The organism is Micromonospora profundi, assembly GCF_011927785.1.
Lineage (GTDB): Bacteria > Actinomycetota > Actinomycetes > Mycobacteriales > Micromonosporaceae > Micromonospora > Micromonospora profundi.
In genome coordinates, this window is the sequence record NZ_JAATJK010000001.1 from 1621775 (window position 1) to 1640390 (window position 18616).

Annotated in this window: 4 protein-coding genes; all 4 read left to right on the forward strand. The window is 73.2% G+C overall.

Going from position 1 to position 18616, the window contains the following annotated elements; genetic code table 11:
* The first annotated feature begins 362 nt into the window (after positions 1-362).
* From F4558_RS07025 to F4558_RS07040, 4 genes are read left to right on the forward strand one after another with little or no spacing between them, the layout of a single operon-like run.
* A complete protein-coding gene (locus F4558_RS07025; RefSeq protein ID WP_053656541.1) occupies positions 363-5315 on the forward strand; it encodes a hypothetical protein in 4953 nt (1650 codons plus the stop codon).
* Positions 5312-8716 carry a DUF6603 domain-containing protein gene (locus tag F4558_RS07030; protein ID WP_167943562.1) on the forward strand — a complete coding sequence of 1135 codons (3405 nt, stop codon included), beginning with the start codon at positions 5312-5314 and terminating at the stop codon, positions 8714-8716. The genes F4558_RS07025 and F4558_RS07030 overlap by 4 nt, the downstream gene beginning before the upstream one ends.
* Positions 8713-14169: a DUF3892 domain-containing protein gene (locus F4558_RS07035; RefSeq protein ID WP_167942849.1), complete on the forward strand. Its 5457-nt coding sequence runs from the start codon at positions 8713-8715 to the stop codon at positions 14167-14169. The genes F4558_RS07030 and F4558_RS07035 overlap by 4 nt, the downstream gene beginning before the upstream one ends.
* Positions 14169-18608 carry a hypothetical protein gene (locus tag F4558_RS07040; protein ID WP_167943563.1) on the forward strand — a complete coding sequence of 1480 codons (4440 nt, stop codon included), beginning with the start codon at positions 14169-14171 and terminating at the stop codon, positions 18606-18608. The genes F4558_RS07035 and F4558_RS07040 overlap by 1 nt, the downstream gene beginning before the upstream one ends.
* The last annotated feature ends 8 nt before the right edge of the window (positions 18609-18616 follow it).

Consider the following 18616-nt stretch of genomic DNA (forward strand, 5'->3'; position numbering starts at 1 on the left):
GGTCGGGTCGCGGCGGCGGTACGGGAGACGAACCATCCCGGTCACCGCGGTCGCCACCAGCCTGAATCCCGAAAATCTCCGTCCACAAGGGAGAGTCAACTTCCTTGCAGTAGGTGGGCCGAACAGGTTGAGGCACGAGCGACCGATCGGTAGGTCGGTCGCCCGCGAAAGGCCCCCGGTTGGCAAACGAAGGGTTACGAGTTGATCGGCAATCGAGCGATGTTACTCAGTGGTCACCGCGCGTTAACTGAATGCTCCGGACGTCGGCGAGCGTGGAATGGGTGGCGCGTGAAGGGATCCAGTGCAGTAGCTATGTCCAAAGTGGACGGTAATGGTCGGCTCGATGCCGCAGACTCGGGCTCGTGGAGGTCGGCGTGACCTGGCAACCCCGCCCGCTCGCCAGCCTCCCGCTGGTGCTCGCCGGTCCTCTGCTGCGACGGGTGGACGGCACGTCGGTCACCGTGTGGCTGGCGCTGCGCGAACCCCGCAAGGTCACCCTGCGGGTCTACTCGTCGGACGCCGACGGCGTCGGGGTGACCCAGGTCGGCGAGGGCAGCCGCAACACGGTAAAGGTGGCCGCCAACTGCCACCTGGTAGCGGTCACCGCCACCGCCGCGGCGCCGCTGGCCGCCGGAACCCTCTACCGGTACGACGTGTTCTTCGCCGCCGTCGGCGACGAGTCCGTGCCGGTGCCGGCCACCGAGCCCCGGCTGTACTCCCCGAACGTGGTCGCCACCACGGCGGCCGCCGCCCGCTCGGCCCTCACCTACGCCGGGCCGGGCGCGCCAAGCCTGCCGAGCTTCGCCACCCCGCCGGAGGACCTCAACCGGCTGCGCGTGGTGCACACCTCCTGCCGCAAGCCGCACGGCGGTGGCGACGACGCGCTCGCCGTGCTCGACGAGATCCTGCGGGCCGATGTCGCCGACCCGCTCGCCCGGCCGCAGCAACTGGTGCTCAGTGGCAGCCAGATCTACGCCGACGACGTCGCCGATCCGCTGCTGGCAGTCGTCACCGGGCTTGGGCAGACCCTCAAGGCCGGCCCCGAGGCGCTGCCCGGAGTCGTCGACGCGGACCTCCGACTGCGCCCCGGATACCGCCAGGAGCTGGTGTCCGGGGCGGCCGGGCTGACCGCCACGGCGGCGAAGAGCCACCTGCTGTCGCTTGCCGAGTTCTGGGCGATGTACCTGCTCGTCTGGTCCGACGTGCTCTGGCCGGAGAAGCTGCCGGAGTTCGCCGACGTGCACCCGGACGAGCACGCGCTGCTGGAACGCTCGCTCACCGACTCGGGGCTCTCCGACGCGTGGGCGTCCGTGGCTCGATACGGGCCGGCCAAGCAGCGGCGGGACACCTTCGCCGACGAGCGCGCGGCGGTGCTGGAGTTCCGGTCCAGTGTCGGCGCGGTCCGCCGGGTGTTGGCGAACACCCCGACCTACCTGGTGCTCGGCGAGCACGAGGTCAGCGAGGACTGGTTCTCGACGCAGGGTTGGGCGGAGAAGGCACTGGCCACCACCGGCGACGCCAGCGGGCTGGGCCGCCGGGTGATCCAGAACGCGCTCACCGCGTACGCCCTCTGCCAGGGCTGGGGGAACACGCCGGAGCGGTTCGCTCCCGCCGGCCCGGCCGGTGAGCCCGGCCAACGGCTGCTGGCGGCCGTCGCGGGCTGGGACGGCACCGAGAACGACACCTCGGCGGCCATCCGTGCCTGCGTCGGCCTGCCCACCGGCTTCAACAGCGGCGTACCGCTGCGTCCCGCCGGGGCGCTGAGCTGGCACTACCACGTCGAGTGGGCGCAGCATCAGCTCATCGTGCTGGACACCCGGACCACCCGGGTCTTCGTGGGCGGGCCGGACGACCCGCCCGCCCTGCTCTACGGCGACGCCGTCCTGAAGGATGAGGTGCTGGACCCGCCGGACCTCGGCCCGGACGCGGCCACCTTCGTGGTCTCCGCGACGCCGGTGGTCGGTTACCCGTTCGTCTCCGACTTCGTGCAACAACTGCTCGGCAAGCGCTACCGGGGTCGGGCCACCGTGGACGGCGAGGCGTGGGGGCTGCAACGCGCCGGGTACGAGAAGCTGCTGTCCCGGCTGTTCAACCGGGGGGCCGTACGACCGGACGGCACCCGCGGGCAGCGACTCATCCTGCTCTCCGGCGAGGTCGGCTACGGCTTCGCCGCGCGGCTGCGCTACGAGGGCACGGCACCGTTCCGGGCGACCGATCCGGTGCCCACCCGGGGAGTTGTCGCGCAGTTCGTGGCCAGCGCGGCGCGCAACGAGGACGGGCTGACCCGGTTCCTGCACGGCACCGGCTTCGACGTGACAGCCGACGTGCTGCCCCGCAGCACCCGGGTCGGCTGGGCGAACCCGGACGGCGGGAGCCTCACCGTCGGCACCGAGCTGGTCGACACGATCACCGGGCACCTGCGGAGCGTGCCGTGGACGGTGAGCGGCACCCCCGCCGTGGCGGAGACCGGGCCGCTGCGCACTGTCACGCGTACCCCGGATTGGTCCTACGACCTGAGCTTCGCCAAGCACGACGCCGCCGATCCGACGATCCCGCCCCGACCCGGCTCGCCGCGACCGGTCTACCCGCCGACCGGCGACCGCTCGGCGGCCCTCGGGCAGTACCTGGCGGCCACCGAGAACCACGACGACTACCTGGGCAAGTGGGGCGACGGCAAGGAGGTGGTGGGTTACGCGAACATCGGCGAGGTCAGCCTCTCGTGGCAGCCGGGCAACGCCAAAAAGGCGATCCAGACCCTGTGGTGGCGGCTGCCCGGCCAGGAAACCGCCGCACCGTTGACCCGCTGCGCGGTGAGCCTCTCCACCCGGGCGGCCACCGCGCCGCACGACCCCGATCACCTCGTGCTGATGACCGAACGGCCCGCCGCCGGCGCGGTCGCCGCGACAAGCCAACCCGCGGAGGACACCTGGGTCTACTGGCGTACGGGCGGCGCTGTCCGCCGGCTGCGCGCCGGCACCGATGGCTACCTGTACGCCAGCGCCGTCGCCGGTTCGACCGAGCCATGGGACTACACCGAGGCGTTCAAGCCGGCCGCCGGCACGGTCGCCGAGGTCGCCTACAGCACCGGGGCCCGGCCTCTGCCGGACGCGCTGCTCGGCACCGCGGGCCTGTTCCAGCAGCGCACCGTGCCACCCGTGCCATCGCCCGTCGACGGGGAACGTGAGCCGGTCGCGATCACCCTGCCCGCCCGTCTGCTGAACCTGGTCAGTCCCGAGGAACTGGCGCTCTGGCCGGTGCTGTGGCATGTGCCGGACACCTACGCCACGGGGGAACTCCCGCCGGGGGCCGAGGTGTGGACGGCGACGGACCCTGTGGACGGCACACCGGCCCCGGCCGCGGTGGCGCCGCACCGGCCGGTGGAGCGGGGCCTGCGCATCGAGGGGCAGGTCGACGGTGCGGCGACCCGGGTACGGCTACGGCTGCAGACCTCAGCCGGCGTCGCGCTGCTACTGCGGACCGGGATCGCGGTCGACGCGCCCACCGCAGCCGAGGTGACCGCGACGCTGGCACCGGCGGACGGCGGGGTGCGGACGTTCACCGCGACCGTGTTCCTGGCCGACGCGGCGGCGGCGTTCGGCCCGGTGGAGGTCCTGGTCGTCGCCGACGGCCCGGCGGTGCCACACGTCGAGTCGTTCACCATGCACCTGTGCGGCATGCAGACCGCGCTTGTCGACGACCCGACCGCGCAGGATCGCGGCCCGCTGCGCGGCGAGGCGGACGAACTCCAGGTCGTGGACTTCCTCCGCTCACCACAGGACACCGAACCACTTCTCCACGCCGAGACGAGGGTCCGGCGGATGGTGCCGTACCACTTGCGCAACGAGCGGCGGCCACTGGTTGCCGGTGGGCCGGACCGGCTGCGACCGCAGATGCCGATGTGGATGGGGGAGGTGCAGTTCGTCGGCGTCACCGACGACCAACTGCGCGACCTGCTGCGCCGTCGGTACGCCCGGTCGGCGGTGTCCGACCCGCCGGACCCGGCGGCCAACCCGGCCCCGCCTCGGAAGCTGCGCATCGACTGGACCTGGAACCTGCGGCTGAGCTGGGACGGCCCGGACGACAACGCCGATGCCGTGACCGCCCCGATGCAGAACGCGCACCTTGGCCACAACTACCAACTGGCCCTCACCGGCAACCCGACGGTGGTGCTGCACTACGGCGCCACCGGCCAGTTCACCGACGCGAAGGGGCGGGATCTCGTCGTGGACGGCCAGGGGAGGGTACCGGCGGCGTTTACGCCCGCACCGACTGCGATTCCGTTCCCGGTGGCGAACCGGCGGCTGCCCGCCGTGCTGGTCAGCGGGCAGCAGCGGCCGTGGGGGCGGCGCGCCGGCGCCCAGGACCGGCCGGCGCTGGTACTGGAGTTCCAACCATCGGTGACCGAGAACGGGCAGGAGGTGATCCGGGGCGGCGACGGGGAGTTGGGTGTGTCGGCCGTCTCCTTCGATGAGCGGTCGCTGGACCCGGGACTGATCCCTGGCACGCAGGGAGTGCTCGGGCCGCCGCCGCAGGGTGTCCCGCTGCTGGCGTTGCCCGCCTTCCGGGTCTGCGGCGTGAATCCCACGCCCGATGCCGACATCGAGGAGTTGATCGAGGAATTCGTTCAGACGTACTACCAGGACAACGACACGCTTCCTCAGGTCAACATCCTGAGCCAGGAGTGCTGGCGGCGGACCGCCATGTTGATCTTCACGCATGAGAGTGGGCTACGCGGTGGCTACAACCAGTTCCGCGAGGACGGCGCGTCGACCGTGACGTACAGGAACCACTGGTACGGCCATGAGAAGGACATGCCGCTGATGGGGCCGCCCCACGGCTACGGGATCGGCCAGCTCGACAACTGGGGCCCTCGGCCGCGGGTGGGCGCGAACCCCAACGAAGTGTGGAACTGGGTGGAGAACGTCCGCACCGCCGTGCGCCTACTTTTCGCAAACTGCGGTGGTGATGCCTACCAACTGATCAGCGGCCACATGCCCAACCCGATCGACCAGCGCACCCGCGCGGTCTTCCAGCGGGAGACGATCCGCCGCTACAACGGCGGCCGGGAGTTCCAATGGAGCGGCACCACCTGGGAGATCCAGCCGAGTCTGCAGTATCGGACGGCGGACGACCCGGCCTCCGGCCCTAACCGCAACCTGCGCTACCCGAACCAGGTCCTGGCCCACGCCGGCGTCCCGGCCATCACCTACTACACCGACGCCGCGGGTCGCCCGAACGTCGCCGACGGGATCAACACGGTCTACAACCGGCCGGCTGCCTTCACCGCGGCTCACTACGGACCGGAGACGGCATGACCGACGACGGCAACTTCCAGACACAACTGCTCGGCGAGATCGAGGCGCTGCTGTCGCCGATCACCATGGCCGCCACCAGCCAGTGGCGTCGCTCCGGCATCCTCGACTCGCTCGGGTGGGACCTCGCCGCGCTGGCCGGGATGCCGCCCGAGGAGTTCGAGAAGTGGTTGACCGACTGCGCCGAGGCGGTCGACGGCGTCCGCCAGATCATCGAGCACGGGCCACCAGAGACGCTCGACGACCTGACCGCCGCGCTGGACACGGTGTCGTCGGCGGTCGCGGCGGTCAGCGGGCTGCCGCCGGCGCTGAACGCCGGTGCGGCGAACCTGCCGCCCGCCGAGGTGCTGGCCGAGGACCTGATCACCTTCCTCACGGTCAACTACCTGCAACGCCAGCACCCGGTGGCGTACCAGGTGGCGATCCTGTTGACGCTGCTCACCCCGGCCGGTGAGCCGCCGGTGAGCGCGCCGATGCCGACGACCGGCGCCCCGGTACGGCTGCCCCGGTCCCGACCGCAACTGCACCTGGATCGGCTCGGTGACCTGCTAACCGATCCGGTCGGCACGCTCCGGGCCGAGTACTTCCCGGACGGGCTGGCCGCCACGGCGGCGGCGGACGCGGCGGCGGCGAAGCTCTTTCCCCGCATCGCCGCCGTACTCAAGGAACTCGGCGTGCCGGCGCTGTACGGCCTGAACCCGGCCGACGGGCCGGACCTGGGTGCCGTCGGCACCGCACTGGCCGCCCGGATGCTCACCGTGGCCGCCCCGGTCCGAATCGGTGACGCCCAGGTCACCGTGGGGGCGAGCGCGGCGCTGTCCGCCACCGACCGGGGCGGGCTCGGCCTGGTCCTGGCGCTGCGGGGCGCCCTGGAACTCGACCGGATCGTCGCCGGCTGGGCGTTGCGGTTGGCGGTCCAGGGCGCCGGTGCCGGATTCGCGATCGGACCGGACGGGCTCACCCTGCCGGCCGGCCTGGATTCAATGGTGCGGATCGCACTCACCGCCGACCGGGTGCCGGACGGGACCGGGATGGCCCTGCGCATCGGCAGCGCCACCGGCACCCGGCTGGAGGTCCAGGGCCTGCGGCTGGCCGCCGGCGCGGCGCTGGGCGGCGGGGTGGACGACATCGAGCTGTCGATCTCGGCGGCCCGCGCGGCGCTTGTCGTCGCGGCCGGCGACGGCGACGGGTTCCTCGCCCAGGTGCTGCCGCCGGAGGGGTTGCGCGCCGAGTTCGACCTCGCGCTGACCTGGTCGTTGCGCAAGGGCCTGACGTTCCGGGGCGCCGCCGGGCTCGACGCGGACCTGCCGCTGCACATCTCGGCCGGCCCCGTCGAGATCTTCGGGCTGCACGCGGCGCTCGGCGTACGCGGGGAAGGGCTCTTCGCCGCGCTGGCCGCCTCGGCGACCCTGCGGTTGGGGCCACTGCGCGCGGTGGCCGAGCGGATCGGTGTCGAGGCGGGCCTGACCTTCCCGCCGGGAGGCGGCAACCTCGGCCCGGCCGAGACGGCGCTGGCGTTCAAACCGCCGTCGGGCATCGGGCTGTCGCTCGCCGCCGGGCCGCTTGTCGGCGGCGGCTACCTCTTCGTGGATGCCGAAGCCGGCCAGTACGCCGGTGCACTGCACCTCCAGTTCGAGTCGATCGCGGTGAGCGCGGTCGGCCTGCTCGCCACGAAGAACCCGGACGGGACGCCGATCCGGATGCCGGACGGCAGCGACGGATTCTCCCTGCTGGTCATCATCGCGGGCGAGTTCACCCCGATCCAGCTCGGCTTCGGCTTCACCCTCAACGGTGTCGGCGGCATGCTCGGCGTGCACCGGACGGTCAACGTCGAGGCGTTGCGGTCCGGGGTGCGCAACGGGTCGCTGAATTCGCTGATGTTCCCCACGGACCCGGTGGGTCGCGCCGCGGAGACGGTGGCGACGGTCGGCACGATCTTCCCGGTGGCCGTCGGCAGGTACGTCTTCGGCCCGATGGCCCGGATCGGCTGGGGCACGCCCACCCTGCTCACCTTCGACCTCGGTCTGGTGCTGGAGTTGCCGGCGCCGCTGCGGCTGGTGGTGCTGGGCCGGCTGCGGATGGCCCTGCCCGACGAGAAGAACCCGATCGTGAAGATCAACATGGACGTCCTGGGCATCGTCGACTTCGGCGCCGAACAGGCCTCCATCGACGCCTCGCTCTACGACTCGCAGATCGCCGGCTTCCCGATCAGCGGGGACATGGCGATGCGGATGTCCTGGGGCGCGAAACCGACGTTCGCGCTCGCGGCCGGCGGGTTCAACCCGCGATTCCAGCCGCCGCCGAACTTCCCGCAACTGCGTCGGCTCGCGATCGCCCTGTCCGAGAAGAACAATCCCCGGTTGCGGCTGGAGTCGTACCTCGCGCTGACCTCGAACACCGTGCAGTTCGGCGCCCGGCTGGAGGTCTACGCCGAGGCGGCCGGCTTCAACGTCTCCGGGATGCTCTCCTTCGACACCCTTGTGCAGTTGGCGCCGTTGAGCTTCGTCGCCGACATCGGGGCGGCGGTGGCGCTGCGCCGGGGCAAGCGGGAGCTGATGGCCGTCGCGCTCAGCGTGACGCTCAGCGGTCCCCGGCCGTGGCGGGCGCGCGGCAAGGCAAAGTTCAAGGTGCTGTTCGTCAGCGCCTCGGTCTCCTTCGACCTGACGATCGGGTCGCGTACGCCGCCGCCGCTGCCCAGCCCGGTCGACGTGGGCGGGAAGCTCGACGCGGCGTTCGCCGACCCCCGCAACTGGACGGCGCAACTGCCGCCGCACGGGGAGGCCCTTGTCACCCTCCGCAAGATCGACGCGGCGCCCGGGCAGCTCCTGGCCCACCCACTGGGCGCGATAGCGGTCACCCAGCAGGTCGCTCCGCTGGGCCTGACCATCGAGCGGTTCGGCAGCGCGCCGGTGACCCAGAAGACCGGGTACTCGATCGCCTCGGTGCGGTTCGGCGGTGTCGACGCCACCGACGCCGGCGCGGTCACCTACGAGCATTTCGCGCGGGCCCAGTTCCAGAAAATGACCGACGACCAGTTGCTCTCCACCCCCTCGTTCGAGCGGATGGAGGCGGGCCGCAGCTTCTCCTCCCCGGAGGTGGAGTACGACCTGGTCGCCCCGCCACCGGTGGCGCTCGGCTACGAAGTGCTGATCATCGACGAGCCGGACGTCGCCGCCCGTACCCCCCGCGGTGCCGGGCGGGCGAAGAGGTGGGCGGTCGACCCGGCACCGGCCATGCGTCCGATGGACGGAGCGACCCTGAAGCGATTGACCCGATCCAGCGCGGCCGCGCTGGCCCCCGCCCGGGCCGCCGGCCCGGCCGCCTACCGCGCCGGGCTGACCCCCCTGGTGCGGTTCACCGAGCCGGTCGCCGGTTCGCGCACCCCCGAGGAGGCACGCCGGTGACGGCGCAACTGCATTTCCTGGCGTACGTCCGGCAAGGGCTGGCCGCCGCCGGAGCCGTGGCCGACCCGCTGGAGACGGACATCCCCGCCCGGCAGCCGGTCACGGTGGGCGTCCGGCTGGCCGGTCGCACCGAGCGCACGTTCGACATCCGCCTGTACGGGCCGGGCGACATCCGGGGCATCGACACCCGGCAGGTCATCCGCACCGACCCGCCGGAGCGGGCCAGTGACTTCGAGCCGAACAACCTGGTCACCATCGAGTTCGATCGGCCGGACTTCCCGTGGCTGTTCACCCCGGCCGCGCCCGGCAGCCGGCAGCGGCTGCGCCCCTGGCTGTTCCTCGTCGTGGTGCCGGTGGCGAACTCCGAGCTGCGTACCGACACGGGCGCCCCGCTGCCGGTGTTGCAGTGCGCGCTGTCGGACCTGCCCGACCTCGCCGAGTCGTGGGCCTGGGCACATGCCCAGGTCGCCACCACCGGGACGGGCGAGCCGGTCGCCGACGTGCTGGCCGGTGACCCGCGACGCACCCTGTCCCGGCTGATCAGCCCGCGCCGGCTGGCCGCCGGCATCACCTACCGGGCCTGCCTGGTGCCGGCGTTCGAGGCCGGCCGGCGGGCCGGGTTGGGGCTGCCCGTCCACGACGACTCAGCCCTCGCGCCGGCCTGGGCGCCCGGTCTGGGCGCCACGCCGCCGCTGCCCGTCTACCACAGCTGGGAGTTCTCCACCGGCGCCGACGGCGACTTCGAGTCCCTGGTCCGGCGGCTGCAGGCCCGGGCTCTGCCCGCCGACGCGGGGCTGCGCCCGATGCTGCTCGGCCCGTCCGGCGTTCCCGGGCTCGACCTGTCGGTGCCCACCGTGACCCTGGGCGCCGAGGGCGCGTTGCGCGGGGCGCTCACCATGCCGACCCTCTGGCCCGCGCAGTCCCGGGAGGCGTTCGAGGAGCTGCTGCGCGCGCTGATCGCCGACACCGGCACCCGCCTCGGCCCGCCGCTCTACGGCGGCCGGTACGCCGGGGTCGACCGGGTACCCGGCGACGCGGCCCACCCGCACTGGCTGCGGGAGCTGAACCTCGACCCCCGGCACCGGATCGCCGCCGCGCTGGGCACCCGCGTGGTGCGCGAGCAGCAGGAGGAGCTGATGGCGGCGGCCTGGGAGCAGGCGGCCGAGGTGCAGCGGGCAAACGAGGCGATCCGCCAGGCCCAGCTCGCCGCCGAGGTCAGCCGCTCGACGTACGAGCGCCGAATCGCCGGTCCGGCGGCGGCCGCCCTCGCCCGGTCCGGCACGGACGCGGCGTCCGCCGGCCGGCTCGCCCTCGGCGGCCCGCTGCCGCCCGGCCGGCTGTTGCAGGTCTCCGGGGCGGTGCTGGACGCCGTGACGGTCACCCCCCGCGCCAAGCGGCTGATCAGCGGCGAGCTGCTCCGCAACCCGACCGCGACGGCGGCCCTGTCGGCGGCGTTCCGCCGGATGACCCGGCCGGACGGTCCGCTGGCCCGGCGAGCCGGCGCCGACGCGCTGGATTCGGTGGTCGAGGCGGCGGCGAGCAACGAGGTGACCGCGACGCCGCCGGAGCAGCCGCCGGCGGGCACGGTGCTGTTCGACGACGTCGCGGGCGACGACATCGCCTTCCACCTGATCAACCGGACCCGCATCGACCGCGTCGACCCCTGGTGGCGGGGCCGCACCGCAGCCGCAGCCACCGGGGCGAGCCCCGCCCCGGTGCCGACCGCAGCAGGGGATGCGCCGGCCCCGGTGCCGGATGACGCCCGGCCGACTGCGCTGCCGGAGGTCACGCTGGCTGCGCCGACGGACGGCAGCGCCGCGGCGCTGCCTGGCCCCCTCGACACCCCGGTCGGCAAGGCCACCGCCGAGCAGTTCGGCGAGACGTGGATACCGGCGCCGATGCGACCCATCGAGCCGAGGCTGCCTCCGGACGACCCGAACTGGCCGCCGCGGGACCCCTACCCGGAGCCCGATCCGGAGCCGACCCCGGAACCGCCACAGCCGTCGCCGGTGGTGTACCCGGACGCCGGCCCGCTGAGAGTGGGCTACCCCGCTGCCCCGACCGGCCAGCCAGGCATGGTGCTCAGCCCGCCCGGCTGGGCGTTCAACGACCGGCAGGCCTTCGTCACCACCAGCGACGGCCGGTTGTTCGAACGCTCCTACGACGGCACCCGGTGGCTCTGGCTCGACCACGGCGCACCGACCAGCACCCAGGCCGCCGGGGTCGAGCCCGGCGGGATCATGGACGGCGGCCGGCGAATCTTCATCGCCTCCGTGCACGGCAGACTCTTCGAGCACTACCGCGAGGAGGATCGCTGGTACTGGCGCCAGCACCCGGACCCCCCCGGCAGCTACGGGCTCGGCAGCTCACCGTTCCTGGTGCTCAACAACCAGAGCATCTTCCTGACCACCGCCACCAACGACAACGGCAACCGGCTCTGGGAACGGCGCCGCGACGGCAACCAGTGGAGTTGGGTCGACCACGGCAACCCCAGCCACTACAGTGGCGAGAGGATCGTCAGCACCCCGGGCAGCGCTCGGGGCAACACGAGCTTCTTCGTTACCAGCAGCGCCGGCCGGCTCTGGGAGCGCTACTGGACCGGCAGCCGCTGGCAGTGGCGCTGGCACGGGCACCCGACCGGCGCCCCGCTGCGGCACGTCGCGCCGCGGACCGCCCCGGCCAGCGTATTTGCCGTGTCCTATGACGGGCGGTTGATCGAACGGGTCCTGGCCAACAGCACCTGGGGCGACCACGGCACCCCGCCGGGGACCGTGCTCACCAACGCCCCCGGCGACATCATCGTCAGCGGCAACGAAGTAATGATCTTCTGCGGGGCCGCCGACGGGCGGCTGTACATCCGGCTGTGGAATGGTTCGGCCTGGTCGTGGCAGAACCTGGGGTTCCCGCCCGATACGAGGGTCATGCAGGTGCCCGGCGCGGCTATGCAGAGCCGACTGGCGATCTTCGTGACCGGCAGCGACGGCCGCCTCTTCACGGTGAGCCGCACCAGCAGCGGATGGAGCTGGACCGACAACGGCCTGCCGGTGGACTCCCGGGGCGCCGGCCCGATCGGCGCGTTCGCGGCCAGTGACGCCCGGTGGCAACTGCCGCTGGGCTTCATGTCCAATCTGGTCGCCGCACACGTCGACAACGGCGCGACCGACAACGTCGTCTACCACCGGGTGGGCCGCGACCTCGGGTTCGAGGCCGAGGTACGGGGCGGCTGGACCGCGCAGATCGACAAGCCGGGTCCGATCGGCTGGGAGACCCAGGGTCTGGGTATCGCGGTCGCCGACGTCAACGGCAACGGCCAACCCGACCTGATCCTGATGTGGGTGGACAACCCGGCTGGCGCCAACGCCGTCTCCTACCAGATCGGCTGGAATCTCGACGCCAACGGCGAGGTGACCGGCGGATGGAGCCCGGTGCACCGGCTGCCCGACGAGGTCGCCGCCGAGATCCAGGGCGCCGACCTCGCCGTGGCGGACCTCGACGGCGACGGCCATCCCGAGCTGATCCTGGCGTACGCCACCGGCGGCGCCACACCAGGACTGTATTACCGGGTCGGCTGGCGGCTGGATGCCCAGGGGGCGATCAGCCGGGGATGGTCCGACTCGGTGTCGGTGCCCTGGACGCCAGGACCGGTACAGGGCGTCGGAGTGGCGGTCGCCGACCTCGACGACAACCTGGTCCCGGACATCATCGTGCTCACCATCGAGCCGGCCGGCGACACCAACCGGGCGGTCTACCGGATCGGATGGCAGTTCAACGCCCGGGGCCGGGTCAGCGCCGGCTGGACGCCGGCCAGAGTGGTCGGCGGCGACCCGCTGCCGGCGGCGCACCAGGGGGCCGGCATCGCCGTCATGGACGTCACCGGCACCCGTCGGGCCGACCTGGTGCTGTTCCACGTGGCCAACCCGGCCCAGTCCAACCGCGGCTACTACCGGGTCGGCTGGGACCTGGACCGGCACGGGGTGGCCCGGCGCTGGAGCGCCGACGCCGAGGTCCCCGGATGGTTCGGATGGGAGGGGCAGGGGGCGGCGATCGCCCTCGCCGACCTCGACTCGGCGTTGACCGCCACCCGCACCGCGATGGGTGACCGGTTCACCGCCGCCGCCGGCCGCCACCAGGACCGGGTCCTGGCGGCCCAGGAGCTGGTCGACACGAAGCGCCGGGTTTCGGTCGACACCGCCACCCTGGCGGCCCGGATGACCACCGCCCTGGAGCCGGTCGGCGGGATCACCGACCAGACCGCCGGTCGGATGAAGTTGGCGGGCGTCGAGTCGGTGCAGGAGCTGCGCGAACTGGTGGTGGTACCCCGGTTCACCCGCCCGATGTACGAGGCGCTGCGGGACCTGTCCCAGGAGTTGCTCTTCCCCGGGGTGTCCGCGATCCCGCCGGAGACGGTCACCCTGTTGCGTGTCAACGCGTCCTTCGTGGAGGCGTTCATGGTGGGTCTCAACTCCGAGTTGGGCCGGGAGATGCTGTGGCGGCGCTACCCGACGGACCTGGGTGCCACCTTCTTCTCCCAGTTCTGGGACGTGCGGTCCGCGCAGCCGTCCGTCGGCCCGCTCTCCGACATCCCACCGATCCAGGGCTGGAAGCCCGGCAACGGGCTGGGCGAGAACGCCACCGCCGTGGGTGCCGGCGACCTGCTGGTGGTGCTGGTCCGCGGCGAGCTGCTGCGCCGCTACCCGGGCACGGCGATCTACGTGCAGAGGGCCTTCTTCGCCGAGGACGGCAGCCGGCAACTGGCCGACGAGACGCGCGAGCCGCAGTTCGCCGGCAGGCTCGACCCCGACATCCAGTTCTTCGGTCTGCCGCTGGGGGTGTCCGAGGCCCGGGGCAGCGACACCGATGCCGGCTGGTTCATCGTGCTGCGGCAGCCGCCGACCGACGCCCGGTTCGGGTTGGACGCCCCGCCCGACGGGGCGAGCCACGGCGGCGCCCCGACGCACTGGTCGGACGTGCACTGGCGGCACCTCATGGGCGACGCGTCCGAGGAGGAACGACTGCGGCACGCCCAGGCCTCCGGACGGCTGAGCAGCCTGCGGCTCGGTGGCCTGGAGTGGGGCTACAACAGCGCCCACCAGGCGCAGATCACTCTCCAACGGCCGGTCCTGGTGGCGATCCATGCCAGCGACATGATCCCAGCCATCGACGACACCTGGCAGATCGAGGCCGTCGCCCGGCACGCCGCCGGGGTGCCCCAGCACCGGATCGTCGCCGTCGGCGGGCGCCGTGCCGACGGCACGCCGTGGCGGATGAGTACCGAGGAGGTGATCGCCGCGATCGGCCGGCACGAACGGTTCTTCGTCGAACGCCCCGTCGGCGACCAGGTCCAGGTGCTGGTGTCCCGGACCGCCACCGGTCGGCCGTACCTCACCACCGAGGCCGACGGCGACCTGCCCAACAACCTGCTATTCCTGCCCGAACTGGCCGAGGACGCGTGATGAGTACACCCAACCCGCCGTGGCACCTGCCCACCCAGTGGCCGGTGGCCCTGCTGCCGGTGCGCGTGGAAACCCGATTCGTCGACACCGGACCGACCGGCACCGAGCTGTGGCTGCGGGTGCTGCCGGACGTGCTGCACGTCGACACCCACCAGCCCGCGCTGACCGACGACGAGGTGGCCTGGGGCAAGCAGTACTGGATCGACGTGTGGCGGGCCGGGCGGGTCTCCGCCGACGAGGTCATCGCCTGGCGACGGCTCTGCCAGCTCGTCGACCCGCAACGGGCCGCCTGGATCGCCCGAGCGCTGGAGCCGGCGCCGGACGGCCGCCCCGGCAAGCCGGTCCCACCCGGCCGGCCACTGCTCCGGGAGCCGAACTTCCCGCCGGTTACCGGCGGCGCCGAGGCCTGGGACCGTGCGCCGGTCGCCCGCGCACTGCCGAGCCAATGGCACGCCACCCTGTGGCGGGCCGGCGTCGCACCGGTGTACGCACAGTCCGCGCCGGTACGCCGCCCGCTGGTCGTCGGCCCGTCACCCGTGGCCGACCTGACCTCCCTCGGCGACGACCAGCCGCCGGTCGACGAGGCGAGCCGGTGGCTGGTCGACTTCCAGGCCGCCGTCGACGCCGGTATGGCGATGCGAATTCCGCTGCCCCTGCAGATGGCCCAGGGTGGCATCGACCGGCTGGTGGTGTTCGGCGTGGACACCGACGAGACGGTCGCGCCGGAAACCCCGGCCGGGCGGGGCGCCCGGATCCTCGGTGAACTCTTCGACGCCCACTTCCACACCCACGGCCTCGGTTTTGTGCCGCCGGGCACCCCGACCAACAACACGGCCGGGGCCCGTTCCGGCCACGACCCCGACGACCCCGAGCGGATCGACAGGCTGCGGATCCTGCCCGGCCAGGAACCGCCGACCGGGGTGGACGGCGACGCGCCGGTCACCGCCCGGGCGCTGGGCGTCCCGCTCGTCGCGCAGCCGGGCGACCCGCTGCACCTCGTCCGAGGCGGCGCAGCCACCGGGTCACCCCGGGCGCTGGCCCGCGCCGCGCTGGGAGGACAGGGGCCATCCGACACCTCGGAGCGCGCCGCGGTGTCCCAATCCGCCGGCGCCCGCCACATGAACACCGTCACCTGGGCCGCTACCTGGGGATACCTCCTCAGCGACATGATGACCGGGGTGGTCACCGAGGACGACATCCGGCACGGGCGGCGGCACTACATCGACCATGTGCGGGCCGCCGGGCCGGTGCCGGCGCTACGGGTGGCGGAGCAACCGTACGGCGTGCTGCCGGTGACCGCGCTGGACACGTGGACCAGCACCAACGCCCGGGACAACGCCCTGGTCGGATTCCTTCGGCTGCTGCGTGACCGGGTCTGGCGTCCGTCGGCCACCGAGATCGAGCCGGAAACCGGCCTGCCGGGCGTACCCCGGCTCGGTGGTGCCGGTGACCAGCGGCAGGTGCTGCTGCGGATCCTGGCCCAGGGGCCGCTGGGGTCGCAGTGGCAGGCCCGCAGTCTGCTCGGCATGGACTACCTGACGCACCTGTGGCGGTTCATGCGACTGGACATGGACGAGAACTGGCGGGTGTGGCAGGCCTTCGAACCCAGCCAGTTGATGACGTTGCTCGAACTCGACTGGGAGACCCGCCTCTCCCAGGCCACCTACGCGAAACGGGCCTTCACGATCGGTGGACCCCTGGTCGCGCCGCCCGAGGGCGCGGGACCGGCGGACTACCTGCCCTGGTTCGCCGCCCTGGAGCGCACCTGGACCAACCTGCGGGACCAGGCGGAAACCGACGGCACGCAAACTCCGCTGCTCTACCGGCTGCTGCGCCAGTCCGCCCTGGCTGAGTACGCCACCGCCGCTCGCCGACTCCAGCAGACGGTGGCGCCGCTGCCCGCCGAGGCGTACCGGGAGGCGGAACTGATCGACATCCGCCCCGACCGGACGAGCTGGACGCTCTGGCGTCAGCTGGCCCGCCAGATCCCGCTGCCGGGTGGGTCGACCGCCGAGGTCGGCGAGCACCTGCGTACCGCCCCCGGCACGGACCTGTTCGCGTTCCGGGAGAGCGCGCTGGCGCTGGCCGCGTACCCGGCCGCCGACCTGGAACGGTTGCTCGCCGAGTCGTTGGACCTCTGCGCGTACCGGCTCGACGCCTGGATCACCTCGTTCGCGACCAAACGACTCGCCACCGTGCGCAAGACCCAGCCGACCGGGGTGCACCTGGGCGGGTACGGCTGGGTGGAGAACCTGCGTCGCAGCCGCACCGCCACCGCGCCCGTGCTCTTCCCGCCGCCCGGCGAGCCGGGTCCGCTGCGGGAGGGCGCCGCCGACGCCGGATACGTGCACGCCCCCTCACTCGGCCAGGCGGCCACGGCCGCGGTCCTGCGCGCCGGCTACCGCGCCCACCGTTCCAGCGGTGACAACCCGCTGGCCGTGGACCTCAGCTCCGACCGGGTCCGGCTGGCCAACTGGCTCCTCGACGGGGTACGTCAGGGGCAGCCGCTCACCGAACTGCTCGGCTACCGGTTCGAACGCCAACTGCAGGACCACCCCCGGGTGCTGGAGCAGTACCTGCCCCGGCTGCGGGAGATCGCGCCGATCCGGGCACTGCGGGTGCAGCACGACGCCGACGTCGAGCCGGTCGTCGCCTCCGCCGCAGTCGTGGACGGCCTCGACCTGTACCAGCGGTGGCGCGACGGCGGGGTCGACTGGAACGGCGACCCGGAGTTGCCCAACGCCGGCCACGCCGACCAGGTGGCCCTCGCCGAGGTGCTGACCTCGCTGGGCGAGGCGATCGACGCGGTGGCCGACGCGTTGATGGCCGAGAGCGTGCACCAGGCGGCGCAGGGCAACCCGATGCGGACCGGGGCGACTCTGGACGCCGCGTCCCGGGGCGACGTACCCGCCAGCGAGTTGGAGTTCGCCCGGACCCCGCGTACCGGCCTCGCGATCACCCACCGGGTGGTGCTGCTCGGCAACGACTGGCCGGCGGCGACGCCGGACTGGCCGACCACGGGACCCACCCCCCGGGCGGCGGCCGAGCCCCGGCTCGACGCGCTGGTCGGCGGGCTGCTGCCCCGTCCGGCGTCGGTGCGTGCCCGGGTGGAGTGGGCCGGGCCGGGCGCCCCGCTCATCGGAGAGGTCAGCCTCGACCGGATCGGCCGGTCGCCACTGGACCTGCTCGCGCTCACCGACGCCGAGGAGATCTCCGTCGACGGCGAGCTGGTGGCCCGGGTCCTGGACGCCGCGACCCCGCCCGCAGGCGCGACCGGGTCCCGGCCGCAGCGGGTGCTGCCGGGCCGGGGCGAGGACTGGGCGGCCGACGTGCTGGCGCTGGACGAGTTCGTCGAGGTCGCCCGCGCCGTCCGTACCCTGGTCGCCTCGGCCCGCCCGCTGACCGCCGCCGACCTCACCCCCGGCGGTGCCGAGGCGGACACGGAAGGCACCGGACCGGACGCGGACCCGACTCTGCCCGACCGCGCCGACGACGCGGCGGACCTGCTGGGACGGCTCGTCACCGACCTGGCCAGCGAGGACCCGGCCGTACTCGGTCCGGCGCTGGCGACCGCCGCCGGCATCGGCGTGCTGGGCGCGTACGTCGGTCCGGACGCGACGCCGCCGGCGCTGCTGGCCCGCGCCCGCGCGGTCGGCGCGGAAGTCGGCGCCCGGCACGCGGCCCTGCTCGGGTTGACCACCGGGTTCGACCGGGCCAGGGCGACCGCCGAGCAGCGCCGGGACCACGACGTGGCCCGGTTGCAGGCGGTCTTCGGGGCGGACTTCCGGGTCCTGCCGGCGTTCACCCTCGCCGACCCGGCGGGCCTGACCGCGGCGCTGGCCGCGAGCACCGACCTGCAGGGCGGGTCGCCGCACGAGGCCGGCGACTGGCTTGCCGATTCGGCGCCGGTCCGGGCCGGCGCCGACCGGCTGGAGACGGTACGCGGCTACGCCCAGGCGGTCCGCCCCGACCGGTACCAGGACCTGCGGGTGGCGCAGCTGCCGTACGCGCCCGGCGACCGGTGGGTGGGGCTTCGCTTCGGTGCCGACCGGCCCGCCGGGTCCCGGCTGTCGATGGTCGTCGACGCCCCGGCCACTGTCGATCCGGCCGTGCCGCTGTGTGGCCTGCTCGTCGACGAGTGGGTCGAGGTGGTGCCGAACGAGGCCGAGACCACCGGGGTCGCGTTCCACGCCGAGACGCCCGGTCAGGCGGCACCGCAGGCCATCCTGCTCGCCGTGCCGGCGGACGACGCGGCGCTGTGGACGCGGGACGCCCTGGAACGCACCCTCGTGGAAACCCTCGAACTCGCCCCGCTGCGCGCCATCGACGTGGCGACCCTCGGCGAGGTCGGCCAGTTCCTGCCCGCGCTCTACTTCCCGTTCAACACCGACGGGGAGACCGCCGCGACCGACTTCACCCGCACCGTTCCCGCCGGCTAAGGACTCAC

Coding starts and splice junctions, on each gene's coding strand:
- F4558_RS07030 (WP_167943562.1), top strand. CDS start 5,312: ATGACCGACGACGGCAACTTCCAGACACAACTGCTCGGCGAGATCGAG.
- F4558_RS07040 (WP_167943563.1), top strand. CDS start 14,169: ATGAGTACACCCAACCCGCCGTGGCACCTGCCCACCCAGTGGCCGGTG.